25 protein-coding genes and 1 pseudogene are annotated in these 25909 nt (G+C 69.2%); 19 read left to right on the forward strand and 7 right to left on the reverse strand.

Annotated features, from left to right (window positions below; genetic code table 11):
• The first annotated feature begins 40 nt into the window (after nt 1-40).
• The 9 genes from truB to HDA45_RS33180 all read left to right on the forward strand — a co-directional run bounded on the left by truB (nt 41) and on the right by HDA45_RS33180 (nt 8603).
• On the forward strand, nt 41-964 hold the full coding sequence (gene truB, locus HDA45_RS33140; RefSeq protein ID WP_184902008.1) for a tRNA pseudouridine(55) synthase TruB: 924 nt from the start codon (nt 41-43) through the stop codon (nt 962-964).
• Between the two features lie 40 nt (nt 965-1004).
• Entirely contained in the window at nt 1005-1967 is a 963-nt protein-coding gene (locus tag HDA45_RS33145; RefSeq protein ID WP_184902018.1) for a bifunctional riboflavin kinase/FAD synthetase, read from the forward strand.
• A gap of 115 nt (nt 1968-2082) precedes the next feature.
• A complete protein-coding gene (locus tag HDA45_RS33150; RefSeq protein ID WP_076154920.1) occupies nt 2083-2562 on the forward strand; it encodes a helix-turn-helix domain-containing protein in 480 nt (159 codons plus the stop codon).
• Between the two features lie 2 nt (nt 2563-2564).
• Nucleotides 2565-3074 carry an RNA 2',3'-cyclic phosphodiesterase gene (gene thpR, locus HDA45_RS33155; RefSeq protein ID WP_184902020.1) on the forward strand — a complete coding sequence of 170 codons (510 nt, stop codon included), beginning with the start codon at nt 2565-2567 and terminating at the stop codon, nt 3072-3074.
• 128 nt (nt 3075-3202) lie between these two features.
• Nucleotides 3203-3472, forward strand: coding sequence for a 30S ribosomal protein S15 (rpsO, locus tag HDA45_RS33160; RefSeq protein WP_003084034.1), 270 nt, complete (start codon nt 3203-3205; stop codon nt 3470-3472).
• A 227-nt stretch (nt 3473-3699) separates the two neighbouring features.
• A complete protein-coding gene (locus HDA45_RS33165) occupies nt 3700-5958 on the forward strand; it encodes a polyribonucleotide nucleotidyltransferase (RefSeq protein ID WP_184902022.1) in 2259 nt (752 codons plus the stop codon).
• A 94-nt stretch (nt 5959-6052) separates the two neighbouring features.
• Nucleotides 6053-7417, forward strand: a complete 1365-nt coding sequence (locus HDA45_RS33170; RefSeq protein WP_184902024.1) for a M16 family metallopeptidase — start codon at nt 6053-6055, stop codon at nt 7415-7417.
• Complete coding sequence (dapB, locus tag HDA45_RS33175; protein ID WP_184902026.1) at nt 7414-8160, forward strand: 4-hydroxy-tetrahydrodipicolinate reductase; 747 nt, start codon at nt 7414-7416, stop codon at nt 8158-8160. The genes HDA45_RS33170 and dapB overlap by 4 nt, the downstream gene beginning before the upstream one ends.
• On the forward strand, nt 8157-8603 hold the full coding sequence (locus HDA45_RS33180; RefSeq protein WP_184902028.1) for a tetratricopeptide repeat protein: 447 nt from the start codon (nt 8157-8159) through the stop codon (nt 8601-8603). Before dapB ends, HDA45_RS33180 begins: the two co-directional genes overlap by 4 nt.
• A 79-nt stretch (nt 8604-8682) precedes the next feature.
• On the opposite strand, the gene HDA45_RS33185 is transcribed toward HDA45_RS33180, so the two are convergent.
• Entirely contained in the window at nt 8683-9204 is a 522-nt protein-coding gene (locus tag HDA45_RS33185; protein WP_184902030.1) for a YqaA family protein, read from the reverse strand.
• 217 nt (nt 9205-9421) lie between these two features.
• On the opposite strand from HDA45_RS33185, the pseudogene HDA45_RS42555 reads away from it, so the two are divergent.
• Nucleotides 9422-9808: pseudogene (locus HDA45_RS42555) on the forward strand (GtrA family protein); the annotation flags it as partial.
• Between the two features lie 18 nt (nt 9809-9826).
• Here the strand turns inward: HDA45_RS42555 and HDA45_RS33195 are convergent.
• Nucleotides 9827-10387, reverse strand: coding sequence for a GNAT family N-acetyltransferase (locus HDA45_RS33195; RefSeq protein ID WP_246480874.1), 561 nt, complete (start codon nt 10385-10387; stop codon nt 9827-9829).
• Between the two features lie 57 nt (nt 10388-10444).
• Here HDA45_RS33195 and HDA45_RS33200 point away from each other — a divergent pair, with 57 nt between their 5' ends.
• On the forward strand, nt 10445-11665 hold the full coding sequence (locus HDA45_RS33200) for a winged helix-turn-helix domain-containing protein (RefSeq protein WP_184902034.1): 1221 nt from the start codon (nt 10445-10447) through the stop codon (nt 11663-11665).
• A gap of 354 nt (nt 11666-12019) precedes the next feature.
• On the opposite strand, the gene HDA45_RS33205 is transcribed toward HDA45_RS33200, so the two are convergent.
• A complete protein-coding gene (locus HDA45_RS33205; protein WP_184902036.1) occupies nt 12020-12928 on the reverse strand; it encodes a DUF4097 family beta strand repeat-containing protein in 909 nt (302 codons plus the stop codon).
• Nucleotides 12929-12938: 10 nt separating this feature from the next.
• Entirely contained in the window at nt 12939-13460 is a 522-nt protein-coding gene (locus HDA45_RS33210) for a toxin-antitoxin system HicB family antitoxin (RefSeq protein ID WP_184902038.1), read from the reverse strand.
• Between the two features lie 133 nt (nt 13461-13593).
• Between HDA45_RS33210 and thyX the strand changes: the two genes are divergently transcribed.
• From thyX to HDA45_RS33245, 7 genes are all read left to right on the forward strand, one after another.
• Complete coding sequence (gene thyX, locus HDA45_RS33215) at nt 13594-14346, forward strand: FAD-dependent thymidylate synthase (protein ID WP_005156312.1); 753 nt, start codon at nt 13594-13596, stop codon at nt 14344-14346.
• Complete coding sequence (locus HDA45_RS33220; protein ID WP_184902040.1) at nt 14346-14738, forward strand: ACT domain-containing protein; 393 nt, start codon at nt 14346-14348, stop codon at nt 14736-14738. The genes thyX and HDA45_RS33220 overlap by 1 nt, the downstream gene beginning before the upstream one ends.
• Nucleotides 14739-14820: 82 nt before the next feature.
• On the forward strand, nt 14821-16320 hold the full coding sequence (locus tag HDA45_RS33225; protein ID WP_184902042.1) for a serine/threonine-protein kinase: 1500 nt from the start codon (nt 14821-14823) through the stop codon (nt 16318-16320).
• Between the two features lie 110 nt (nt 16321-16430).
• Nucleotides 16431-17444 (forward strand): 4-hydroxy-tetrahydrodipicolinate synthase, encoded by a 1014-nt coding sequence (gene dapA / locus HDA45_RS33230; RefSeq protein WP_184902044.1) that lies wholly within the window; start codon nt 16431-16433, stop codon nt 17442-17444.
• A 5-nt stretch (nt 17445-17449) separates the two neighbouring features.
• Nucleotides 17450-19138: a ribonuclease J gene (locus HDA45_RS33235; RefSeq protein WP_221472739.1), complete on the forward strand. Its 1689-nt coding sequence runs from the start codon at nt 17450-17452 to the stop codon at nt 19136-19138.
• 376 nt (nt 19139-19514) lie between these two features.
• Nucleotides 19515-20297 (forward strand): pentapeptide repeat-containing protein, encoded by a 783-nt coding sequence (locus HDA45_RS33240; protein ID WP_184902047.1) that lies wholly within the window; start codon nt 19515-19517, stop codon nt 20295-20297.
• 273 nt (nt 20298-20570) lie between these two features.
• On the forward strand, nt 20571-22139 hold the full coding sequence (locus HDA45_RS33245) for a substrate-binding domain-containing protein (protein WP_184902049.1): 1569 nt from the start codon (nt 20571-20573) through the stop codon (nt 22137-22139).
• On the opposite strand, the gene HDA45_RS33250 is transcribed toward HDA45_RS33245, so the two are convergent.
• Nucleotides 22069-23490 carry an amino acid permease gene (locus HDA45_RS33250; RefSeq protein ID WP_184902051.1) on the reverse strand — a complete coding sequence of 474 codons (1422 nt, stop codon included), beginning with the start codon at nt 23488-23490 and terminating at the stop codon, nt 22069-22071. The two genes, HDA45_RS33245 and HDA45_RS33250, sit on opposite strands and share 71 nt — an antisense overlap.
• A 153-nt stretch (nt 23491-23643) precedes the next feature.
• On the opposite strand from HDA45_RS33250, the gene HDA45_RS33255 reads away from it, so the two are divergent.
• Nucleotides 23644-24231 carry a DUF305 domain-containing protein gene (locus tag HDA45_RS33255; RefSeq protein WP_184902053.1) on the forward strand — a complete coding sequence of 196 codons (588 nt, stop codon included), beginning with the start codon at nt 23644-23646 and terminating at the stop codon, nt 24229-24231.
• Here the strand turns inward: HDA45_RS33255 and HDA45_RS33260 are convergent.
• Together HDA45_RS33260 and HDA45_RS33265 are read right to left on the reverse strand one after the other, a co-directional pair.
• Entirely contained in the window at nt 24208-25176 is a 969-nt protein-coding gene (locus HDA45_RS33260; RefSeq protein ID WP_184902055.1) for an EamA family transporter, read from the reverse strand. The two genes, HDA45_RS33255 and HDA45_RS33260, sit on opposite strands and share 24 nt — an antisense overlap.
• Before the next feature lie 196 nt (nt 25177-25372).
• The gene (locus tag HDA45_RS33265) at nt 25373-25906 is read right to left on the reverse strand and encodes a hypothetical protein (RefSeq protein WP_184902057.1); all 534 of its coding nucleotides are present in this window, start codon (nt 25904-25906) and stop codon (nt 25373-25375) included.
• Between the last annotated feature and the right edge of the window lie 3 nt (nt 25907-25909).

Here is a 25909-nt window from a genome sequence, read left to right on the forward strand (position 1 = left end):
CCTTCAGCCCGGCCAGGGCCCGAAAGATAGGGTTCGGCCCGTGTCGCGCCCCAATCAGGCTCAAGCCAAGAAACGTCCAGCCCCGCCGCCCGGTCTCGTCATCGTCGACAAGCCGTCCGGGATGACCTCCCACGACGTCGTCGCCAGGGCGCGGCGCTTCATGGGCACCCGCAAGGTCGGGCACGCCGGCACCCTCGACCCGATGGCCACCGGTGTCCTGGTGCTCGGCATCGAACGCGCGACCAAACTCCTCGGCCACCTCGCCCTGGACCGCAAGACCTACCTCGCGACCCTCTCCTTGGGAATGTCGACCACGACCGACGACGCCGAGGGCGAGCCGATCGCCGAAGCCGCCCCGGAAGCTGTCGGGAAGGTCACCGACGAAGCGATCGCCGCCGGGATCGCCGCGCTGACCGGCGCCATCCAGCAGGTGCCGAGCGCGGTCAGCGCGGTCAAGATCGACGGGAAACGCGCGTACGCCCGCGTCCGCGCCGGCGAAGAGGTCGTGATCCCGCCGCGTCCGGTCACCGTGCACCGCTTCGATCTGCTCGCCACCCGCCGCGAGGCGGGCCGGATCGAACTCGACGCCGTCGTCGAGTGTTCGTCGGGCACCTACGTCCGGGCACTGGCCAGGGACCTCGGTGCCGGGCTGGACGTCGGCGGTCACCTGCTCGCGTTGCGGCGCACCACGGTCGGGCCGTTCACGCTCGCCAAGGCCCGCACTCTCGACCAGCTCGAGGAAGCGCCGGAGCTGTCACTCGACCTCGACGCGGCCGTCGCCGCGGCGTTCCCGCGCCGCGATCTGGACGCCCGCGCGGCCCAGGCGGTCCGATATGGACAGAGGGTGCCCTCGGCCGGGATCGAGGGCACGTACGGGATGTTCGGACCGGACGGCCGGGTGCTCGCGCTCGCCGCGGACGAAGGCGAACTGGCCCGGTCGGTGGTCGTGTTGCTGCCCGCCTAGGGTGGTGCACGAAGCGGGCCTGGAGGAGACGGGGCTACAAGTGCAGCGTTGGCGTGGTTTGGGTGACCTCCCCGGGAGCTGGGGACGGTGCGTGGTGACGATCGGCGTCTTCGACGGCGTCCACCGGGGGCATCAGGAACTGATCTCGAGGACGGTCCGCGCCGCCGCCGAACGCGGGGTGCCGAGTGTGGTGCTGACCTTCGACCCGCATCCGTCGGAGGTGATCCGGCCGGGCAGCCATCCCGCGCAGCTGACCACGTTGCGCCGCAAGGCGGAACTGGTCGAGGGCCTGGGCGTGGACGTCTTCTGCGTGCTGCCGTTCACTTTGGAGCTGTCGAGGCTGACGGCGCACGAGTTCGTGCACGAGGTCCTGGTGGACAAACTGCACGCGGCCGCGGTGATCGTGGGGGAGAACTTCACCTTCGGCGCCAAGGCGGCCGGTGACGTCAATCTCCTGCGCACCCTGGGGAAGCGGTTCGGTTTCGTGGCACACGGCGCGGAATTGCAGGGGCTGCTCGCCCAGGAGCAGACGGAGAACGAGATCACCTTCTCCTCGACCTACGTGCGTTCGTGCATCGACGCCGGAGACGTCATCGCGGCGTCCGAGGCGCTCGGCAGGCCGCACCGGCTGGAGGGCATCGTCGTCCGGGGCGACGGCCGGGGGCACGATCTCGGGTATCCGACGGCGAACCTGTCGACGCCGCGGTTCGCGGCGGTACCCGCGGACGGTGTCTACAGCGCCTGGTTCACCCGTTCGTCGGATCTTGGCCACCGGCTGCGCGCGGCGGTGTCGGTCGGGACCAATCCGACGTTCTCGGGGAGGGAACGCACTGTCGAGGCCTTCGTCCTCGACATCGACGAAGACTTCTACGGGCAGCACGTCTCGCTCGATTTCGTCGCCAAGCTGCGGGACCAGGTCCGGTTCCCGACGTCGGAAGGCCTGGTGAAGCAGATCGACGAAGACGTCCTCCGGACCAGGGAACTGCTCGGCGGGCAGGACTGACCGGAGCCGGTCTTGGCCGGATGACAATCGGTAAACACGCCCGCCCACGTGCGTTCCGGTGGCAAGATGTCACGGACCGCGCAGGGCGTTCGATGGGGTTAGGGGAGCGGACCAGGTGGAGGACCACAAGATCGTCCAGCGGAACATCGCGCTGCAGAGAGAGTGGTACGGGGAGCCGCTCGGCGATCGCGTGCGGAGACTGGTGGTGGCGTTCGACATCTCCCAGGCCTTCCTCGCCGAGGTCCTCGGCATCAGCGCGCCCATGCTCAGCCAGGTGATGAGCGGCCGCCGCGCGAAGATCGGCAACCCGGTCGTCCTCGCCAAGATGATCATGCTGGAGCGCAAGGTGCTGGTCCCGGCGGTCGCCGCGGGTGACCGGAAGGCCATGCAGGAGGCGCTCGAAGACGTCCGCGACTCGCGGCCGACGGTGGGCCGCGACAGCATCCCGGTCGGCGCCGTCGCCGACGACCAGGGTGTGCTCGCGGCGCTGCGGGACATCGGCGAGGACGAAGACCTCACCGAAGCCGCGAAGCTGCTCGACGACGACTTCCCGTCCCTCGCGGATCTGCTGCGCCGGGCGGCCAAGAACTCCTGACGATGCTGCTCTTCAGCGCACTGATCCCTCCACCCGGTGTCCTGGACGAGGTCGCCGCCGCTCTGGGCACGCCCGAGGACGGCGATTTCCGCTGGTCGACGCGGGAGAACTGGCATGTCACCCTCGGTTTCTACGGCGAGGCGGACGCGGCCGAGCGGGGCGAATGGCTCGCCGGAAGGCTGGCCGATGAGGGGCCGATCGGCCTCCGGCTGGAAAAGGCCGCGACATTCCCCGGGGTGCTGTGGTTGAGTGTGTCCGGAACCGGGCTCCACGAGCTGGCCGTGAAGGCCGGCGCGGAGAGTGAGGGCAGGCCCTACGTGGCCCACCTGACACTGGCCCGCTTCCCCCGCGACCGGCCGGAAGCCGCGAGCGCGTGGGAGGAGCGGCTGGCCGGGTTCACCAGTGAGACTTGGACGGCGGCAGAGGCCGTCCTGATGAGCAGTGAACGTGAACGGGGCGTGTCGCGCTACCGGGTGATCCGGTCGTACGAGTTGAACCGCGCCCGCGCCTGAAGTCGCTGATCACGAGACTGGTAACCTCGATGATTGGGTCCGGCTGCAGTCCGTGGCGGCCGTGACCGTCTCACCCGGCGTGATCGATCGTCCGGGCCGCACGGCACAGAACATCTAGGAGCACCACTGTGGCTTTGTCCACCGAAGAGAAGAAGTCGATCCTTGCCGAGTACGGCGTGCACGACTCGGACACCGGATCCCCCGAGGCCCAGGTCGCGCTGCTGACCAAGCGCATCGTCGGCCTCACCGAGCACCTCAAGGCTCACAAGCACGACCACCACTCCCGTCGCGGGCTCCTGCTGCTGGTCGGCCGTCGCCGCCGGCTGCTGAACTACGTGATGAAGGTGGACATCGAGCGTTACCGTGCGCTGATCCAGCGTCTCGGCCTCCGCCGATAGCTTGAACCCGAGGGGGAGTGACCACTGCGGTCGCTCCCCCTCGGTCTAAGAACAAGGCGCGAGCGCGCCCGAGGAACCGTCCGCCGGTCCTCGGTAGTGGTTCCCGGGCAACGGCCCGGGAGCTTCGATCGAAGACCGGCCTCACTCCTCGAGCGTCCGCAGGCGAAACAGGTCCCAGGGTGGGAGACTCGCGCCGTTACAGAGGATCAAAAGAGGAGATACACCCTATGACCGACTCCACCGGAGTCACCGTGCACGAAACCGAAGCCGTGATCGACAACGGCCGTTTCGGCACCCGCACCGTTCGCTTCGAGACCGGCCGCCTGGCCCGTCAGGCAGCCGGCGCCGTCGTCGCCTACCTCGACGAAGAGACCATGCTGCTCTCGGCGACCACCGCGTCGAAGCACCCGAAGGACCACTTCGACTTCTTCCCGCTGACCGTGGACGTCGAGGAGCGGATGTACGCCGCCGGACGCATCCCCGGCGCGTTCTTCCGTCGCGAGGGTCGCCCGTCGACCGACGCGATCCTGACCTGCCGCCTGATCGACCGGCCGCTGCGCCCGTCGTTCACCGACGGTCTCCGCAACGAGATCCAGGTCGTCATCACCGTCCAGAGCCTCAACCCGGACGACCCGTACGACGTGCTCGCGATCAACGCGGCTTCGGCCTCGACCCAGATCGCCGGCCTGCCGTTCTCGGGTCCGGTCGGCGGCGTCCGCGTCGCGCTGATCGAGGGCCAGTGGGTCGCGTTCCCGACCTGGAAGCAGCTGGAAGACGCCACCTTCAACATGGTGGTCGCCGGTCGCATCGTCGGTGACGACGTCGCGATCATGATGGTCGAGGCCGAGGCCACCGACCGGACGCTCGACCTGATCGCCGACGGCGGCAAGTCGCCGGACGAGATCGCCGTCGCCGAGGGCCTCGAGGCCTCGAAGCCGTTCATCAAGGCACTCTGTGTCGCGCAGCAGGAGCTGGCCGACGTCGCCGCCAAGCCGACCGGCGAGTTCCCGGTCTTCCTGGCCTTCGAGCAGGACGCCTTCGACGCCGTCGCCGCCATCGCGACCGACGACCTCGCGAACGCCCTGACCATCGCGGGCAAGCAGGACCGTGACAACGCGACCGACCAGGTCAAGGCCGCGGTGCTGGAGAAGATCGGCCTGGGCGAGGGCGAAGCCTTCCAGGGCCGTGAGAAGGAGATCGGCGCGGCCTTCAAGTCGCTGTCGAAGAAGATCATGCGCAAGCGCGTCCTCACGGACAAGATCCGCATGGACGGCCGCGGCCTGACCGACATCCGCTCGCTCGCCGCCGAGGTCGCCGTGATCCCGCGGGCGCACGGTTCCGCGCTGTTCGAGCGCGGTGAGACGCAGATCCTGGGCGTCACCACGCTGAACATGCTCCGCATGGAGCAGCAGATCGACTCGCTCTCCCCGGAGACCACGAAGCGATACCTGCACCACTACAACTTCCCGCCGTTCTCCACCGGCGAGACCGGCCGCGTCGGTTCGCCGAAGCGGCGCGAGATCGGCCACGGCATGCTCGCCGAGCGCGCCCTGGTCCCGGTCCTGCCGAAGCGTGACGAGTTCCCGTACGCGATCCGCCAGGTCTCCGAGGCGCTGGGCTCCAACGGCTCCACCTCGATGGGCTCGGTCTGCGCGTCGACCATGGGTCTGCTGAACGCAGGTGTCCCGCTGAAGGCGCCGGTCGCCGGCATCGCCATGGGCCTCATCTCCGACGAGGTCGACGGCGAGACCCGCTACGTCGCGCTGACCGACATCCTCGGTGCCGAAGACGCCATGGGCGACATGGACTTCAAGGTCGCCGGCACCAAGGACATCATCACCGCGCTGCAGCTCGACACGAAGCTCGACGGCATCCCGTCGGAGGTCCTCGCGGCCGCGCTGAAGCAGGCGAAGGACGCTCGCCTCACCATCCTGGAGGTCATCGCCGAGGCGATCGACGGCCCGGACGAGATGAGCCCGTACGCCCCGCGCGTCACCAGCGTGAAGATCCCGGTGGACAAGATCGGCGAGGTCATCGGCCCGAAGGGCAAGATGATCAACTCGATCACCGAGGAGACCGGCGCCGACATCTCCATCGAGGACGACGGCACGATCTACGTGGGCGCGGCCGACGGCCCGTCGGCGGAGGCGGCGATCGACAAGATCAACGCCATCGCCAACCCGCAGCTGCCCAAGGTCGGCGAGCGCTTCCTCGGCACCGTGGTGAAGACGGCCGCGTTCGGCGCGTTCGTCTCGCTGCTGCCGGGCAAGGACGGCCTGGTGCACATCTCCAAGCTGGGCAACGGCAAGCGGATCGCCAAGGTCGAAGACGTGGTCAACGTGGGCGACAAGCTCCGCGTCGAGATCGCCGACATCGACAACCGCGGCAAGATCAGCCTGATCGTGGTCAAGGAAGACGACGCCGCCGAGGCGGAGAAGCCCGCCGAGGGCGCGGACGCCGAGGCTCCGAAGGCCGACGCCCAGTAGTCCTGGCACGTACGGTGTGAAACGCCGGGAAAGGGTCGTTCGGGACGCGAGTCGTCCTGAACGGCCCTTTCCTGACATGTGAGTTAGGGATCCGTTGGCACGTCAGGTTTCCGGGCACGAACAGCCCGTCGGCAGCACCCGCACCCTCGAGTCCACTCCGGACGGCGCGGTGGTCAAGCGCAGTGTGCTGGCCGGTGGCCTCCGGGTCATCACCGAGCACGTTCCCGCCTCCCGTTCGGTGACGGTCGGGCTGTGGGTCGGCGTCGGCTCGCGTGACGAGCCGTCGTCGGTCGAAGGTGCGGCGCATTACCTCGAACACCTGCTGTTCAAGGGCACCACGAACCGCGACGCCACCCAGATCGCCGAGGAGATCGACGCGGTCGGCGGGGAGTTCAACGCGTTCACCGCGAAAGAGCACACCTGCTACTACGCGCAGGTGCTCGACGAGGACCTGCCGCTCGCGATGGACCTGGTCACCGACGTCGTGTTCGAGGCACTGTGCACGGACAAGGACGTCGAGACCGAGCGCAGTGTCGTGCTCGAAGAGATCTCGATGCGCGACGACGATCCCGAAGACCTGCTGCACGAGACGTTCGTCGGCGCGATCCTGGGCGACCACGCGCTCGGCCGTCCGGTGCTCGGCAGCGAGAAGTCCATCATCGAGATGTCCGCGTCGGCGTTGCGCGGGTTCTACCGTCGCCGCTACACGCTGCCGCGGATGGTGCTCGCGGTCGCCGGGAACATCGAGCACGGCCAGGTGCTTCGCTTGGTGCGCAAGGCTTTGCGGAACCGTCTGACCGGGACGGCGACACCGGTGGCGCCGCGTGGCGGGCGGGCGCGGATCGCGATGGCGCCGAAACTCGCGCTGCACACCGACGACACCGAGCAGGCGCACGTGATGCTCGGCCTGCGGTCACTGCCGCGGCACGACGACCGCCGGTTCGCGCAATCGGTGCTCAACGCCGCGCTCGGCGGCGGGATGAGTTCGCGTCTGTTCCAGGAGGTCCGCGAGAAGCGCGGGCTGGCGTACCAGGTGTACTCGTCCGTCGCGAGCTACGCCGACGCCGGGCACATGGCCGTGTACGCGGGCTGTCAGCCGGAGAAGCTCGGCGAGGTCGCCGGGGTGATCCGCGAGGTGCTCGAACTCGTCGGCAAGGACGGGCTGAGCGAGGCCGAGGTCATGCGGGCGAAGGGGCAGTTGCGGGGCGGGCTCGTGCTCGGTCTCGAGGACACTTCGTCGCGGATGTCGCGGATCGGCAAGAACGAACTGAACTACGGCCGCTATCTCGGCGTCGACGACACGGTCGCGCGGATCGACGCCGTCACCACCGAAGAGGTCTGTGCGCTCGCTCGCACTCTGCTGCACCGCCCTGGTGGCGTGACGGCGGCGGCGGTCGTCGGGCCGTACGCTCACGCCGACGACCTGCCGGACGATCTGCACGAGGTGATCGCATCATGACCGCTGGAATTCGCGTCGGTGTGCTGGGCGCACGCGGCCGGATGGGCCAGGAAGTGGTCAACGCCGTCAACGGCGCCGACGACATGGACCTTGTCGCCGCACTGGACGCCGGAGACGACTTCTCGGCGCTCAAGCAGGCGCAGGTCGTCGTCGACTTCACCCATCCCGACGCGGTGATGGACAACCTGGAGTTCCTGACCGGCAACGGGATCCACGCGGTCGTCGGGACCACCGGGTTCAGCGGGGAGCGGCTGGAGAAGCTGCGCTCGTGGCTCGACGCCGACCCGTCGCTCGGCGTGCTGATCGCGCCGAACTTCGCCCTCGGCGCGGTGCTGGCGATGCGTTTCGCCCAGCAGGCGGCACGCTTCTACAACTCGGCCGAGGTCATCGAGCTGCACCACAACCGCAAGGCCGACGCGCCTTCCGGCACCGCCGCGCATACCGCCCGGCTGATCGGCGAGGCCCGTGCGGAAGCCGGGCTCGAACCGGGCGAAGACGCGACGACGTCCGAAGTGGACGGTGCTCGCGGCGCGCTCGTCGACAACGTCCGCGTGCATTCGGTCCGGCTGCCCGGTCTGGTGGCGCACGAGGAGATCCTGTTCGGCGGCGAGGGGGAGACCCTCACCATCCGGCACGATTCGCTGCACCGCACGTCGTTCATGCCGGGTGTGCTGCTCGGCGTGCGCTCGGTGCTCACGCGGCCCGGCCTGACGGTCGGTCTCGAGAACATCCTCGACCTGTGAGGGCCCGCAATTTCGCGCTGGTGATGACGGCGGCCCTCGCGGTCTACGTCGTACTGCTGGCCGGCCGGGGGATCGCGTTGCTGGGCACCGGCGAGACGGTGCCGGTGATCTTCGGTGTCGGCGTCCTGTTGCTGCCGCTGCTCGGGATCTGGATCATCGTGACCACCTGGCGTTCCGGCGTCCAGATCCAGCGGCTCTCGCGGCGGCTGGACGAGGAAGGCGGCCTGCCCGACGTGTCCGATCTGCCGCGGCGGCCTTCGGGCCGGGTGGATCGCGACGCCGCGGACGCCTGGTTCGACGAGCGCCGGGCCGAGGTCGAGGCGGATCAGGAGAACTGGCGCGTCTGGTACCGGCTGGCCTACGCGTACGAGATCGCGGGGGACCGGAAGCGGGCCCGCGCCACGATGCGGAAGGCCGTCGAGCTCGAGGCCGCTTCCCGCTGAGCTGAAGGACGCTTTCCCCGCATGACATGAGGTGAAAGCGCCCTTCACCGCATGTGACGCGGGGAAAGTCCCCTTCAGGTCAGTAGTGGAACCAGCCGGCGAACAGGGCTGGTGACGCGGCCAGCAGGCTGAACCGCAGCCAGCGGCCCAGGAAACCGGTGGCCAGGAAGCTCGCCAACGGCATCTTCACCAGTCCCGCGAGCACGCTCGTGGCCATGTACGGCGGCAGGCCGACGACCGAACTCACCCCGTACGTGCCCGCCATCCAGTGCGGATGCCGGTGGCAGCGTTCGCGAAGGGCGTCGAGCCGGGCGCGCATCTTCTTGGTGCGCGCCCGCCATCTTTCCCTGCGCGGGGTGGGCGGCCGCTCCCGGTGCAGGCGGTCGTGCAGGGGTTTCGGCAGCTTGATCGTGCCCTTGGCGGCGAGGTAGTAGAGCGTCTTCCCGCCGACCTGACCGGCCGCGACGATGGCGCCGAGCAGCAGCCACGGCATCGTCGGCTGGCTCGCGCACAGGCCGATGAGGAACATCTCGATGCTGACGATGGGGAGGATCGCGGAGCCGAAGGCGACGCCGAACGACAGGAGCAACCAGCCCACCATCGTTGCCTCCCCGTTATCTTGTCCACTCCAAGTTATCAGCTGAATCACGGGTCGCACTGGGGCCAGCCCCCGTTACCGGCCTGGGGCGCGCACCAGAAGATCACCTGTTCGTCGGCTCTCGGCCACTTGCCGCTGCCATCCTGGGGTCGTGGCCGACGTGCACGACGCGGTCCGCGGCAAAGGTTTCGCGGATCGCTTCGCCGACTTCTGCGCGGCCGTGGTCCGGCGCCTCCCCTTCGGGCTTTCCCGGCTGGCGGCGCCGAGTTTCCTCGGTTTCGCGCTCATCAACGGGTTCACCTTCGGGGTCGACCTGCTCCTGCTCGTGCTGCTTCGCGGCTGGCTCGGCCTGCCGGTGTGGCTGGCGATCACGCTCGCGTACGCGACGGCGTTCGGGCTGAGCTTCGTGCTGAACCGCAGCATGAACTTCCGCTCGCACGCGCCCGTCGGCAAGCAGGCGGCGCTGTACGTCGTCGCGATCATCGTCAACTACCTGGCGTTCCTGCTCGGCGTCGGCGCGGGACTGGCCGCGCTGGGCGTCGACTACCGCCTGTCCCGGCTCATCGCCGGGGCGTGCGAAGGCGTGTTCATGTACTCGGTGATGCGCTGGGTCGTGTTCGCGAAGTCAGGGAGTGAGCTCGTGGTCGAGGCCGCCGGTGAGCCGGACTTCGCGCACGTTCGTGCTTCCGGTGTCGAGGATGCGGACGGTTCCGTCGGGGGACCAGCCCGCGCGGCGGAAGAAGCCCAGTGAGGCGTGATCGGTCTGGGCGACCCAGCTGATCCCGCGTGTGGCGCCGTCCCCGCGCAGCCAGATGGACGCGTTCGCCAGCAGCCGTCCCGCGTGCCCGCGCCGTCCCCAGCGTGGCTCGACCAGCAGCGAGGCGATGAGCGCGGTCGTCGAAGCGTCGTCGGGAAGCGATCCGTCCGCGGCGGCCACCTCGCTCACCGGTGCCCGGCCCGCGACGCAGAAGCCGACGGTGAACTCGCCTTCGGTGGCGAGGAAGACGCGCGTGCCCGGGTACTCGATCGTTTCGGCCCAGGTCTTCTCGAGCTCCACGACGTCGAGCTCGGCGACGGCCGCTTCGCCGAGCAGCTCCGTGTACGCGCTTCGCCAGGTATCGCGCTGGATGCGGGCGATCTCGGGAGCGTCGGACACTACTGCTGGGCGGACTTCGGCGGCGGCCATGCAGGAAACCTACTGGGTCGCCGGAAACTGTCGGTGGCGGATGGCACCATTCCGATGATGAGCACTACGACCATCAGCGGGCCGGTCGCGCGCCGGATCGCCCTGGCCGCGCAGGGGTTCGCCGACGCCCGTCCCGGCGGGGCGGTGACGAGACGGCATTTGCAGCGCGTGCTGTCGCGAACCCAGTTGCTGCAGCTGGATTCGGTGAACGTCGCGGTCCGCGCGCACTACATGCCGATCTTCTCGCGCCTCGGCGCGTACGAGCCCACGCTGGTGGACGACGCGGCCTGGTCCCATTCCGTCCGCAAACCCCGGATGCTGGTCGAATCCTGGGCGCACGAGGCGAGTCTGCTGCCGGTGGCGGACTGGCCGCTCCTGCGGTCCGGCGCGAAGCGTATGGGCTGGTGGACGAACTACGCGCGCGTGCTGGAGCAGACGCCCCAGCTGGTGGACGACATCCTCGCCGTGGTCAAGGAACAAGGACCGATCGGCGCGGGCGGCATCGAGCGGGCGCTGGAAAGCGACTCGGGCGGGTACAAGCCCGGCTCGTGGTGGGAGCGGTCGGAGGTCAAGAAGGCCTGCGAGTGGCTCTTCGGCATGGGTCAGCTGACCACCGGCACCCGGCGGTCGTTCGAGCGGCTGTACGACCTGACCGAACGCGTCGTGCCGCCGGAGATCCTGTCGCTGAGGGTGAGCCCGGAGGAAGGCGCCCGCGAGCTGATCACCCGCGCGGCCGTCGCGCTGGGCATCGGCACCGAACCGGACCTGCGGGACTACTACCGGCTCGGCCCCGACGTCAGCAAGCGGGCGGTGGCCGAACTGGTCGACGCGGGCGTGCTGGAACCGGTGATCGTGGACGGCTGGCCCGCCCCGGCGTACCGGCACGTCGCGGCGAAGGCGCCGCGGTCGGTCGCCGGCCGCGCGCTGCTCTCGCCGTTCGACCCGCTGATCTGGGAACGCGCCCGCACCGAGCGCATCTTCGACTTCTTCTACCGCATCGAGATCTACGTCCCCGAGCCGAAGCGGATCTACGGGTACTACGTGTTCCCGTTCCTGCTCGACGGCGAACTCGTCGGCCGGGTGGACCTCAAATGCGATCGTGCCGCCGGGGTGCTTCGCGTCCAGGGCGCCTTCACCGAACCCGGGGTGGACGTCGCGCGGGTCGCGAGCGAGCTGGCGGGGGAGCTGCGGTTGATGGCGGAATGGCAGGGGCTCGACGGGGTCGTGGTGGGGGAGCGGGGCGACCTCGCTCCGGTCCTTTCGCGCCTCGTGCGCTGATCCTTCGCTCCGTGAAGGCCTCCTTGCCTACCCTGAAGGTAGTGAAGGAGTCCTTCACGGACTTGCGGATCGTCACGTCCGCCTCACGTGCACCAGAAGTCACTGCGGCTGCGCGTGAAGGACTCATTCCCTCGGCTCAGCCGAGGAAACTCGACCTTCACACCTTCCCAAGTACATGAAGGCCCCCTTCCTTGCGCTAGGCGCAAGGAAGGGGCCTTCATGTACTTCAAGCGATCACGTGAAATACCGAGTCGGCCGCGCCACTCACGACCCGAAATGACCGAGGGACCTTCGCTCCCACCCCCGTGGAAAAGTGAGAGCAAAGGTCCCTCGATCCCCCTGCAGTCCGCGGCCTCACCGAGCCGCGCTGGTCACCACCGCGTCGCCGGTACCGGTCCGCGCCCGCACCTTCAGCGAGACCTCCGCGGGCGCGCTCTCCGCGACATCCAGCTCGCTCGACACCGAACCCGTCGTCGACGAAAGGTCGATTTCCGCCCGCACCCCACCGCGGATCCCGACCCGGACCTCGCCCGAGCCGGTGGTCAGTTCCAGCGATCCGGAGGCGGCGTCCGCCACCGAGAGGTCGCCGCTGCCCGTGCGCGCCAGGACCTCGCCCGCGACCTCGCCGAGCCAGACGTCACCCGTGCCGGTCGCGACCGTGGCCGAACCGCTCACCGACGACGCTTCGACGGAGCCGCTGCCGGTGCGCAGCTGCAGACCGGACACGGTCGGCCCGAGTTTGATGCCGCCGGTGCCGGTGCGGACGATCGCCGAACCGTCTGCCCGCTCCAGGCCGACATCGCCGGAGCCGGTCAGGATGTCGGCGCGCCCGGCGGAACCGGTCACCGTGACGTCGGCCGCCCCGGCCCGTACCTCCAGATGCGAACCGGCGGGCGCCCGGACGGTCACGGCGAGCAAGACGTTCTTCAGCTGCCAGGCCTTCGGTGCCTGGACGACCAGCCGGTTGCCGACCTTCTCGATCCGCGTCTGCGCCAGGGCGTCGCCCACCGACGTCCGCGGGTCGGCGCCGAGCTGGTCGCCGAAACGTTCCCCGACCCAGCTGAGCAGGCTCGTCATCCCGTCCACCCACGGCTGCTGTTCGCCGCCGTCGCGGCGGACCTCGGCGTGGACGCCGCTCTCACCGGTCAGATCGATGGTCACCCGGCCGATGGCCACACTCACGTCGATCTCGATCGGGCCCTCGGCCTCGAACTCTTCGACGCGCACGGTCTCTTCACCGGCGGGAATGCTTTCCTCGGTCATTTCCGTCCCCTCAGCCCTGGACCCAGCCGTGCAGATGCGAACCCGCACCGCCGCCGGGCTTCTGCTTGTACTGCCACTCGCCGCCGCTCTTGCCCAGCGCCCCCTGGACGGCCTGCGAGACGAACGTGTTCAGCGAAACGCCCTGAGAGGCGGCAGCGGCTTCCGCCTGGCCCTTGACCTGCTCGAACAGGCGCAGGGTGATGCGCGTGATGTCGCCCGTGTCCACCTTGGGGGCGCGCGGGGCCTCCCGCGGCGCCTCGTGGCGGGGTGCGGTCTGCTCGGCGCTCTCGGCGGAGCCGGTGACGACGACGCGCACGTCGCGGCCGTCGAGCCGGACGTCGACGACGTGTCCCGGCAGCGCCGAGGTCACCTCGGCGGCCAGATCGGCCAGGGCGTTCATGATGGTCAACCGGGCGGCCGGCTCCAGTGCCGACGACAGCAGCGCGGCGGCGCGCCGCGTCTGCTCGTCGCCGGCCGAAGCCGTGTTCGCGAGGTCTTCGCGAAGGCTTGTGATGTACGGCGTCAGATCCATGACACCACTATGACGTCACTAGTGATGTCAGTCAAGGAGCCGATGACGTCACCGTGATGTCGCCGGGGTGTCAGGGAAGGCTGCGGTTACGCTGCCCGGAGTCGTGGAGCAGGGGTCGAAAGGGAGTGCGAACGTGGCCGAGACCGTGTCACCCAAGGTTCAACTGATCGCGAAGACGGAGTTCTTCCCGCCGTCGGACGTACCGTGGTCGACCGACGCCGACGGTGGTGAGGCGCTGGCCGAATTCGCGGGCCGGGCCTGCTACCAGTCCTGGAAGAAGCCGAACCCGAAGACGGCCACCAACGCCGGTTACCTCGAGCACATCATCGACGTGGGCCACCTGTCGGTGCTGGAGCACGGCTCCGTCAGCTTCTACATCACCGGGATCTCCCGGTCGCTGACGCACGAGCTGATCCGCCACCGTCACTTCTCCTACTCGCAGCTCTCGCAGCGCTACGTCCCGGAGCGCGACGCCGCGTTCGTCGAGCCCGACGTCATCGCGCAGGACCCGGAGCTGCACGCGAAGTTCCTCGCCGCCTCGCAGGCCGCCGTCGACGCCTACACCGAGCTGCTCGCCGGGCTGGAGGAGAAGTTCGCCGACGTGCCGAGCGCGACCTTGCGTCGCAAGCAGGCCCGCCAGGCCGCCCGCGCCGTGCTGCCGAACGCGACCGAGACCCGCATCGTGGTCACCGGCAACTACCGCGCCTGGCGGCACTTCATCGCGATGCGCGCCACCGAGCACGCCGATGTCGAGATCCGCGCCCTGGCCATCGACTGCCTGCGCGAGCTGCAGAAGGCCTCGGGCAACGTGTTCGCGGACTTCACCATCTCCGCGCTGCCCGACGGCACCGAGGTCGCGTCCAGCCCGAAGGTTCTCGAGGGCTGATGCGACGCCTCGCGATCGACGTCCGGCCCGGCGAGTACGCGGTCGCCCGCCTCGCCCCGGACGCGCCGGTTCCGGCGAATCTGCTCGACCCCGGCGAGCCCGTGCTGATCTCCATCACACGGACGCCGGAAGAGCTTTCGGTGATCTGCCCGGCGGGCCTCGCGCCCGCCGGGGCCACGGTCGAGGAGGGCTGGCGGCTCCTGTCGGTCCGCGGGCCGCTGGCCTTCACGCTGACCGGCATCATCGCGGCGCTGTCGAGCGAACTGGCCGCCGCCGGGGTGGCGCTGTTCTCGATCTCCACTTTCGACACCGACCACGTGCTGGTCCGGGCCCCCGAGCTGGAACGCGCGGTGAAGGCGCTCCGGGAATCCGGGCACGAGGTCACGGTCTGATCCAGAAGCCGGGCGAAGGAACCTTTCGGGGCGCGAACGGGTCCGAGTGAGCATCCCGCGCGAATCGAAGGAGCACGGAACCTTGACCGACGAACAGACCCGTCCGTACGGGCCGCCCCAGCAGACGTATCAGGCCGCCGGCGCGCGGATCGTCGCCGGCCGATACGCCCTGCTGGGCGAGCTCGGCCGTGGCGGGATGGGGATCGTCTGGCGCGCTCAGGACCAGGTGATCGGCCGTCAGGTGGCGATCAAGGAACTGAAGTTCCCGGACGGACCCGAGGACGCCTCGGTGCTCTCGGAGCGGATGCTGCGTGAGGTCCGCGCCGCCGGGCGGCTCAACGACCCGGCCGTCGTCACCGTGTACGACGTCGTCAACGAGGGCGGCGCCACCTACATCGTGATGGAGCTGGTCGAGGCGCCGACGCTGGCCGACCTGGTGCGCGAGCGCGGCCCCATGCCCGCCCAGCAGATCGCGGTGGTGGGGGAGCGGGTGCTGTCCGCGCTGCGGGCCGCGCACGCCGCCGGGATCGTGCACCGCGACGTCAAACCCGCGAACATCATGGTCGCGCCGGACGGACGGGTGAAGCTCACCGACTTCGGCATCGCCCACGCCACCGACGACCCGCGCCTGACCACCAGCGGCATGATCGTCGGCTCGCCCGCGTTCATGGCGCCGGAACGGGTCGAGGGCCGCGACGCGATGCCCGAGTCCGACCTCTGGTCGCTGGGCACGACCCTGTTCTTCGCCGCCGAGGGCATCGTCGCGTTCGAACGGTCGACCACCGCGGCCACGCTGCACGCGATCATGACCGAGGCGCCGTACCTGACCCGCGTCCAGGGGCCGCTCGCCGCCGCGATCCTCGGCCTGCTGGTCACCAAACCCGAGGCGCGGATGTCGTACGACCAGGTGGGCAGCCTGCTCTCGGCCGCGCAGGGCGTGCAGGCCCAGCCGACCCCGCCCTCGGGCGGCACGGCGATGCTGCACCCCGGCCAGCCGATGACCCGCCTCGCGCCCGCCCCGGCGAAGCGCAACCTCCGTCCTCTGTGGCTCAGCCTGGCCGCGGTCGCCGTGATCGGCGCCCTGGTCGGCGGGATCTTCCTCGGCCGCTGGATGGCCACGCCGGAGGGGAACAAACAGGCCCAGCCCACGTTGACCTACGGCATCAACGGCCAGGTCAAGCTCGGCTCCTCGGGAGACTGCTACAACGTGCCGCTCCGGGACGGCATCAACCTGAACGACAACATCAGCTGCGACAGGGACCATCTGCTGGAGGTCTTCGCCAAGGGAAGCCTGCTCGACGTCGAGTCCTCTTCGGACGACGACGCCCAGGAAGCCGTCTATCCCGGTGCCGAAGCCGTCAGCAGGATCGCCGAAGCGCTGTGCTCGGCGACCTTCAACTCGAACGTCGTCCCGGCGCCGCAGCGGGCGACGCTGATCTGGCGGCCCGTCGTGCCGACCGAGGCCGAATGGAAACGTCCGCCCAATGAGGACGACCGGAACTACTCCCGCGGGTTCCTCTGCCTGCTCGCCAAGGCCGACGGCAGCCAGATCCCGTCGCCGATCACGACCAAGGTCAAATAGCTCACACAGAGTTTTCGCCGAGTTCGCCTTCGCCACGGAAAATCTCCCGCATTCTCGGGAATGACCACGTCGGCAAGGGGTCCGGCGTGCGCAGGAGGTACCTTCACATCATGTCCACTCCACCCACCGCAGCGCCGGGAAGACCGTTCGGGCGCGTGCTCACCGCGATGGCCACCCCCTTCGACGCCGACGGCGCACTGGACCTGAAGCGGGCGCAGGAGCTGGCCGAACACCTCGTGGAACTGGGGAACGACGGTCTCGTCGTGAACGGCACGACCGGCGAAAGTCCCACCACGACAGACGCCGAAAAAGCCGAGCTGGTCCGCGCGGTCGTCGAGGCCGTGGGTGACCGCGCGACGATCGTCGCCGGGGCGGGCACGAACAACACCGCGCACAGCATCGAGCAGGCGAAGCAGGCCGAAGCGGCGGGCGCGCACGGCGTCCTCGTCGTCACCCCGTACTACTCGCGGCCCAGCCAGGCCGGGCTCTACGCGCACTTCACCACGGTCGCCGAAGCCACCGGCCTGCCGGTGATGCTCTACGACATCCCGCCGCGCTCGATCGTCCCCATCGAGGTCGACACGCTGCTGCGGCTCGCCGAACACCCGCGCATCCTCGCGGTCAAGGACGCCAAGGGCGATCTGATCGCCGGCTCCGAGGTCATCGCGAACTCGCAGCTCGCCTACTACTCCGGCGACGACGGTCTCAACCTGCCGTGGGTCGCCGTCGGCGGCGCGGGCGTGGTCAGCGTGATCGGGCACGTCGTGGCGGGCCGCATCCGCGGCATGATGGACGCCTACGAATCCGGCGACACCTCCACCGCGCGCACGAACCACCGCGGCATGCTGCCCGTTCTGCGGGCGATGTCCCGCGTCGGCGGTGTCGCGTTCTCGAAGGCGGCCCTGCGGTTGCGCGGCTTCGACATCGGCGACCCGCGGCTGCCCATCGTGGCCGCGAGCGACGAACAGCTCCAGGCGATTTCCGCCGATCTCGCCCAAGGTGGCGTGCCGCTCGGTGAAAGCGCCGCCAGTGACTGGCATGGTGCTCGGGTGGCACAAGCAGATTCAGCGGCGGCCTATACGGCGCCGACCTCACATACCAGCGTAGGGACCATGCCTCGGTGAGTTCATTGTCAACCGGACCCGGACCGACCACCCCGCCGCCCGCGCTGCCCGAAGGCGCCTTGCGCGTCGTGGCGCTCGGCGGGATCGGCGAAGTCGGCCGCAACATGACCGTCTTCGAATTCGGCGGCCGCCTGCTGATCGTCGACTGCGGAGTCCTCTTCCCCGAAGACGACCAGCCCGGCGTCGACCTGATCCTGCCCGACTTCCGCGCGATCGAAGACCGCCTCGAAGACATCGACGGCCTCGTCCTCACCCACGGGCACGAGGACCACATCGGTGCCGTCCCGTTCCTGCTGCGGCTCTTCCCCGACCTGAAGATCTACGGATCCCGGTTCACGAACGCGCTGCTCGCGGCCAAGGCCAAGGAACACCGCCAGCGGCCGAACCTGATCGAGGTCCGCGAGGGCGAGCGCCGCAAGGTCGGCGCGTTCGACCTCGAGTTCTTCGCGGTCAACCACTCGATCCCGGACGCGCTCGCGGTGGCCATCCGCACCCCGGCGGGCGTCGTGCTGCACACCGGTGACATCAAGCTCGACCAGCTGCCGCTCGACGGCAGGCTGACCGACCTCGCCGGATTCTCCCGGCTCGGCGACGAGGGCGTGGACCTGTTCTGCGTCGACTCGACCAACGCCGAGGTGCCCGGGTTCGTCATGCCGGAACGCGACATCGGCCCGGTGCTCGACGACGTCGTCCGCAAGGTCGGCCAGCGCGTCATCGTCGCCTGCTTCGCGAGCCACGTGCACCGTGTCCAGCAGGTGCTCGACGCCGCCGTGCGGCACGGCCGCCGGGTGGCCTTCGTCGGCCGGTCGATGGTCCGGAACATGGGCATCGCCGCCGATCTCGGCCTGCTGAACGTGCCCGACGGCCTGCTGGTCAACCTCGACCAGGCCAGTGACCTGCCCGAGAGCAAGGTGCTGTTCGTGTCGACCGGTTCGCAGGGCGAGCCGCTTTCGGCGCTTTCGCGGATGGCGCGCGGCGAGCACCGGCAGATCTCGATCCGCGCGGGCGACACCGTCGTCCTGGCCAGCTCGATGATCCCGGGCAACGAGACAGCCGTCTTCGGCGTCGTCAACGGACTCACCCGGCTCGGCGCGAACGTCGTCCACCAGGGCAACGCCAAGGTGCACGTGTCCGGGCACGCGTCGGCGGGCGAGCTGCTGTACCTGTACAACGCGGTGCGCCCCAGCAACGTCATGCCGGTGCACGGCGAGTGGAAGCACCTGCGGGCCAACGGCGAACTGGCCGTGCGCACCGGCGTCGCGCCGGAGAACGTGGTCATCGCCGAGGACGGGGTCGTGGTCGACCTCGTCGACGGCAAGGCCACGCGGACCGGCCGGGTCGAGGTCGGGCACGTGTACGTCGACGGCCTCTCGGTCGGCGACGTCGGCGAGTCGACCTTGTCCGACAGGCTCGTGCTCGGCGAGGGCGGCTTCATCGCCATCACGGTCGCCGTCGACACCAGCACCGGCCGCGCGGTGACCCGCCCGACCGTGTCCGGGCGCGGGTTCTCCGACGATCCGAAGGCGCTCGACGCCGTGCTCCCGATGGTGGAGATGGAACTCGCCAGGACCGAGGCCGAGGGCATCACCGACACGCACCGCATCGCGCAGGCCGTGCGCCGCGTCGTCGGCCGCTGGGTCGCCGACACCTACCGGCGCCGTCCGATGATCGTGCCGACGGTCATCCCGGTTTAGTGGGTTGCTTGGGCCTTGATCGCCGGGGCAGCCGTGCGGCTCAGGCGTAGGTAGGTGATACGGGTCCGCTCCGCCCCCTATCCGAGGCGGTTCCGGCTTCACGCGCGGCCGCTGTGACTGTTGGTGCGCGTGGGGTGGACGTGGCGACCTGTTCGCACCTGAAATCCAGTAGGTGCCCAAGGCACCAGCCGGTTCGGGTGTCGCGAAAGCCACTTTCGGGACATCAGACGTCCCGAAAGTGGCTTTCGCGACACAGCCGTCGGGCATCACGGACCCGCGGTCAATCGCCACTCACGACCAACCTGCCCCACTCCGTCACCTGCGCCTTCCCCAATACTCGGTCGAGCGCGGGGACCACTCGCGACATAATCACCGCATGATGGTGGGGGTGCACGTCCTGGCGGCGTTGGCGGGGATCGCGCTCGGGGTGGGCGCGGTCTATCTGGGGCGGATGTTCATCGAGGGCGCTCGCCGCGACCGGCGGCTGCGGCCCGAGCTGATCGCCGCCGGATTGCGGCGGGACCGCTGGGAACTCGCCGTCGAGAAGATGGACAGCGAGAACGCCGCGGAGCGCCTCGAGAGTTTCATGGACCTGGAGCGGTACGGGCGGGAAGACCCCGGCGCGCGCGAAGACATCATCGAGCTGACCTGCACCTATCTGCGCAAGCCCTTCCGGTTCCCGGTCGAAGACGAGCAAGAGTTCGAGATCCGGCTCGCCGCGCAAGGCTTGCTCACCCGGCATCTGCGGCGGTCGGGGAGCTTCGAATTCTGGGCAGTCGAGGACCTGGAACTCCAGGACGCGGTGCTCGTCGAGCCGGATTTCGCGGACTGTGACCTCAGCGGCGCCGACTTCCGGGACGCGGTGATCGTCGGCGGGAACTTCCGGCGCGCCCGATTCCAGCGCTTCGCGAACTTCGATCGAGCGTGGTTCACCGGCGAGACCGATTTCGGCGCGGCGATCTTCCCCCAGTACGCCAGCTTCAACGCCGCGCTGTTCGCCGGGGTGACCACGTTCGCCGAGGCGGAGTTCTCAGACGGCGTGGACTTCGACGACGCGCGAGTGGAGAAGCCGGACGCGGCTCACTCATGGCCCTCTCCCTGGTACGTCTGGGTGGCTTCGCCGGTCGCGCAGGGGCGGCTCGTGCCACGTAAGAGCTAACGGGTCGCCGTCGCCATGAGCAGGGCGAAGGCGACGGCGATCGCTTGGCCGAAGAGGGCGTTGCGGGCTTTGCGCTGTTCCGCACGAGTGGGCCGGTTCATCACGGATTCCCCCGGTTTCGAGTGTTTTCCTTACGTGGCAAGTGTTCCGCGACCCGCACCCCGGCACCTCCCGCCTCGGTGGGGTTCGTCTACGCCGCAGGTCGCAGCCTTCCCCTAGGGGTGGCGGCGGCGTACCCTCGGACGCCCCTGGAGCCCAGGACCGGGAGAGTCGATGGGACGCCACGCCACCGCCCGGCCCCGAAGACGGGTGCTGCTCCCGCTACTGGCGCTCGCGCTGGCGGCCGTACTCGGCGCGGCCACCTGGGTGGCCGTGGCCATGGCACGGTCCGAACCCGCCTGCGAGCCCGTCCGGGTGGTCGTCGCCGCGTCACCCGACATCGCCCCCGCCGTCGCCGAGACCGCTCGCGACCTCGGGCTCGCCTGTGTCGCTTTCCACGTCCAGCCCCGGGATTCCCTCCAGATGGCGGAGGAACTGTCCGGGACCGCACCCAAGCCTCAAGCGTGGATCCCGTCCTCGACGCTGTTCCTCAGGCGTGCCGACGGGGTGCCCGCCTCCGGTCCGTCGGTGGCCAGTTCGCCGGTGGTGCTCGCGGTCGCGGAACCCGTCGCTAAGAAACTCGGCTGGCCGCGCAAGTCGCTGACCTGGCCGGACGTACTCGGGGGCGCCGGAATCGTCGTCGGAATGCCGGATCCCGCGCGCGATCCCGTCGGCGTCTCCGCGCTGCAGGCGCTCCGTGACGTCGCGAAGGGCGCTCCGGATCCCGCCGGTGCGTACGTGGTCTTGCTCCGGAAGTTCTCCGCCAACGCCTTCGACGAGGCGACCACTACGGTGTTCCCCGCCTCGGAGAACGCGGTGCTGCGACACAATTCCGAGCTCGCCGACGGCGAGACCGCACTGGTGGCCGCGTACTCACCCGCTTCGCCGTCGCTCGACTACCCGTTCGTCGAGATCGGCGGCGCGACACCGCAGCAGGGCAAGGCGGTCGCGGAACTGAAACGGGCCCTGCTGAACGGCAACGCGACGAGCGCGAAGTCCGGCCTCCGCGCCCCGGGCGGGCAGGCGTTGCGGCTCACCGAAACCGATCAACGCGTTTCGGTGCAAGGACAGCGCAGCGCCGAGATCCCGTCCGCCGACGAGGTCGACAAAGCGCTCAGCCAGTGGGCGGGAGTGAACGCGAGCGCGCGGGTCCAGGTGCTCATCGACGTCTCCGGTTCGATGAGCGCGCCGGTCCCGGGAACCGGCAAGTCCCGCCTGCGGATCACGCTGGAAGCGGCGGAGAACGCCCTGCACTTGTTCAAACCCACGTCACAGGTCCGTTTCTTGGCCTTCGCGACCGAAATGGACGGTGAACGCGACTATCGGGAGATCCTGCCGATGGCGCCGGTCGGGCGGCAGCTGACCGAAGTGGACCGATTGCGTGCGGTCCGGACCGTCCCCGACGGGCAGACCGGGCTCTACGACAGCGTCCTCGACGTCTATCGGGTGGCGAACAAGGAATGGGAGGCGGGGAAGCTGAACCTGGTCATCGTGATGACCGACGGCCGCAACACCGATCCAGGCGGGATCAGCCGCGAGAACCTGATGGCCGAGCTGGGAAAGCTGCGGGACCCGAACCGCCCGGTGCCGTTGGTCGCCATCGGGATCGGCCCGGACGCCGACGAGACCGAACTGCGGCAGCTCGTCGCGCCGGCCGGCGGCCAGGCCTTCCTCAGCCGCGATCCCGCGAAGATCGGAGAGGTGTTTTACGGGGCTCTCGGCCGGATCGCCGGCGCTGGATGAAATAGACGCCGAGGATCACCGCCAGGCTGACCAGGCTCAGGTACAGCTGGGCCCGCGTGTCCGCGTCCACGAACAGCATCGACGCGACCACGGCCAGCGTCCCGGCGAGCGTGAGCCAGCTCAGCCACGGATAGCCCCACATGCGCAGTTTCAGCCGTTCCGGCGCCTCGGCCTCCAGACGGCGCCGCATCCGGAGCTGCGAGCCGGCGATGATCGCGTAGACGAACAACGCGACCGCGCCCGCGGAGTTGATGATGAAGTAGAAGATCTTGTCCGGTGAAACGAAGTTCATCACCACGGCCACGTAACCGACCGAAGTGGACACCAGGATCGCCTTCCACGGCACGCCGCGCCGGTTGGTGTCGGCGATCCATTTCGGTGCCCAGCCGTTGCCGTGCAACGCGAACAGCATGCGGGAAGCGGTGTACAGCCCGGAATTCAGCACCGACAGCACGGCTGTCAGCACCACCGCGCTGACGATCGTCTCGGCCGCGGGGATGCCGAACCGGCCGAACGCCGCGGCGAACGGGCTGGTCGTGGTCGGGATGTCCCGCCAGCCGGTGATCATCACCAGCAGGGTCACGGAACCGACGTAGAACACGATGACGCGCCAGACGATCGACGAGGTCGCCTTGCGCACGGCCGTCTCGGGTTCCCGCGATTCGGCGGCGGCGATGGTGACGATCTCCGCGCCGAAGTAGGAGAAGATCACGATCACCACGCCGTGCACCACCGAGAACGGGCCGTTGGCGAGGAAACCGTCCTGCGCGATGTTGCCGACCGAGAACGTCCCGCCGGGCCAGGCCCCGAGCACGAACAGGATGCCGACGACCAGGAACACCACGATGGTGGCGATCTTGACCGATGCGAGCCAGAACTCCGTCTCCCCGAACGAACGAGCCGAGGCGAGGTTGGTCGCGGTCAGCAGCAGCATCAGCACCAGCGAGAAGATCCATTGCGGCACAACGGGAATCCAGGTCTGGAGGATCTTCGCCCCGGCGACGGCCTCGAAAGCGACCACACCCACCCAGAAGTACCAATACAACCAGCCGACGGTGAAGCCCGCCCAGCCGCCGAGCGAAGTCCTCGCGTATTCCATGAAGGACCCCTGTGACGGCGCGGCCGTCGCCATCTCGCCGAGCATCCGCATCACCAGCACGACGATCAGACCGCCGATGGCGTAGGAGAGGACGGCCGCCGGGCCGACGGTGTGGATGACCGCGCCGCTGCCGATGAACAGGCTGGCGCCGATGATGCCGCCGAGCGCGATCATCCGGACGTGGCGTTGCCGCAGGTCCGGGCGCAGTCCCGCCCGCTCGGTCGTGGTGTCCGGAGTGGATTCTGCGCTCATTTCGCGGTTGCCTCCTGTCGGAGTGACGGCGGATCGCGGGATTGTCGCACCGCAAGGACCGGAGGAAAAGTGTTTGCGCAACCCCCGGTGAACAGGCCGAAAAGGACTCTGCCAACCTAGGCACCTCCACCGCGCGTTCCGAGGAGCTCTTCGATGCCGCACGCCGTCCTCCGGTTCCTGCCTGCCGTCGCCCTGGCCGCCGTGCTCGCGGGCTGCTCGGACGAGGCACCCCAGTCGCAGACGGCGCCTCCCGGCTCGTCACCGCTGGCGCAACAGGCCGCCGTTCCGTTCAACGACGCCGATGTCACCTTCGCGCGGCAGACCCTCGCGCACCACCAGCAGGGCGTGGATCTGGCTTCCCTGGCGGAAACCCGCGCGGACAACGCCCAGCTGAAGGCGCTCGCGAAGCGGGTCATCGACACGCACGAACCGGAGATCGCGCGGCTTTCCGGGCTCATCGAATCCTGGGGCCAGGCCGCCCCGGACGACCCGAACCTCGAACACGTCCAGCGCGACGGCTACATCAGCCCGGGTGACATGGCGGAACTGGCCGGACTGTCCGGAAAGGACTTCGACCGGCAGTTCGTCGCGCGGCTGCTTCGCCAGCGCGAGTCGGGTGTCCGCATCGCCGACGCCGAAACCCAGCACGGCCGCAACCCCGACGCCCGAGACCTCGCCGCCACGACGTCGCGTTCGCAGCAGCAGGAGATCAGCGACCTACGAGGCCTCCAGCACGGTTGAGTCCGTCTGGACCACGTTCGAGTTCAGCTGGACGATGTACGCGCCGGTCAGCAGCACCACCGCGCCCACGGCTTGAACCCAGCTGAGCGCCTCGCCCAGCAGCAACCAGGCGGCGGCCGCGGCGATCAGCGGCTCCACGAGCCCCACCACGCTCGCCACCGACGCCGGGAGATGACGCAGCGCCGCCATCCCCGTCGCGTAGGCGATGACGGTCGCGATCAGCACGAGCGCGATCAGCAGCGACCACACCGGCGGCTGCCACGGCCCGAATGCCGCCGGCGAGTCGAGAACGCCCCACGGGATCGTCCACGGTGGAGCGACCGCGCAGACCAGGACCGCGCCGATCGTCATGCCCCAGGTGACCATGCCGAGCGGATCCCGGTCCGCGACGCCGCGTTCACCGAGCAGGAAGTACCCCGCCGAACAGAAGGCCGCGCCCAGCCCGGCGAGCAGCCCGACGACGTCGAGACTGAGGCCTTCCCACACCTGCGCGACCAGCACGAGCCCGGTCATCGCCAGCGCGATCCCCGCCCACATCGCGCTCGGCAGCCGCACCCGCCGGACGAACCGCACCCACAGCGCGATCAGCACCGGCGAGGTGAACTCGAGCAGGATCGCGATCCCGACCGGGATCCGGCCCGCCGCGAGGAAGTACATGAGCTGGACACCGGCCACGCCGAGCGAGCCGTACGCCAGCAGCAGTGGCCACTCGCGCTTCGTCACCTTCAGCAGTTTCGGCCGGAAGACGGCGACCAGCGCGAGCAGCACGATCGCCGACAGCCCGATCCGGATCGCCGCGACCTGTTCCGGCGACAGGCCCGCCTGCATCGCCGGTTTGCCCAGTACGCCCGACGTCCCGAAGAAGAGCGCGGCGAGCAGGATGAGCGTGATACCCCGGCCGCGATGCGCGACGTGCTGAGCGGGGGCGGCGAGTTCGGCGGTCACGGCCGGAGGGTAGAGGCCGGGTGACCCCGGGGCGAGCCGTTTTCCCAGCGGCTGGGTTCTGGGGCTCGTGTCGTGAAGGACCCCTTGCCTACCCTGAAGGTAGCGAAGGAGTCCTTCACGGACACCTGAACACACCCGTGGCCTCAGAAGCACCAGCAGTCACAACGAGACCGTCCTGACCACTCACGTGGCTGGGTCAGAAGGAGGTGCCGCCGTCGGTCCAGCTGGTCCGGTCGAAGTCCTCGTCGTCGACAGGAGCGCGGCGAGGCTTGCGGACGGGCTCTGGGGGAGCGGCGACAGGCTGCTCGGCTTCGGCGGCCTGGGGTTCGGGGGTGCCGTTCGGCCAGACGCAGGGTGAGGTCGCCCCGACGTAGAACTTGCCGAGATCGTTCGCCTGGACGGACATGTCGAAGGCGTCCGCGTTGTTCCTGGCGAACACGTACTGGTCTTTCGGCCGCGAATCCGTCAGGACCTCGAAATCGTGAGCCGACCACCACCGGACGATGGCGTCGAAGTATTCGGCGAACTTCGCCTTGTCGAGACCGGTCACCTCGTAGGTCGCGGAGATCTCGTAACGGCCTTGAGGGCCTTTGTCTGTCGGGTCGGCGCACTCGGATCGGTTCCGGGTGAACAGTTTTCGTTCCGCCGTGGCGGGCAGCGCCGAGACCGCGGTCTGGACGTACAGCTCGACCTTGTCCTTCGCCTGTTGTTCGGTGATGGTCGGTTTCATGGC

The sequence above is a fragment of the Amycolatopsis umgeniensis genome, from assembly GCF_014205155.1.
In the GTDB taxonomy this organism is placed as follows: Bacteria; Actinomycetota; Actinomycetes; order Mycobacteriales; family Pseudonocardiaceae; genus Amycolatopsis; species Amycolatopsis umgeniensis.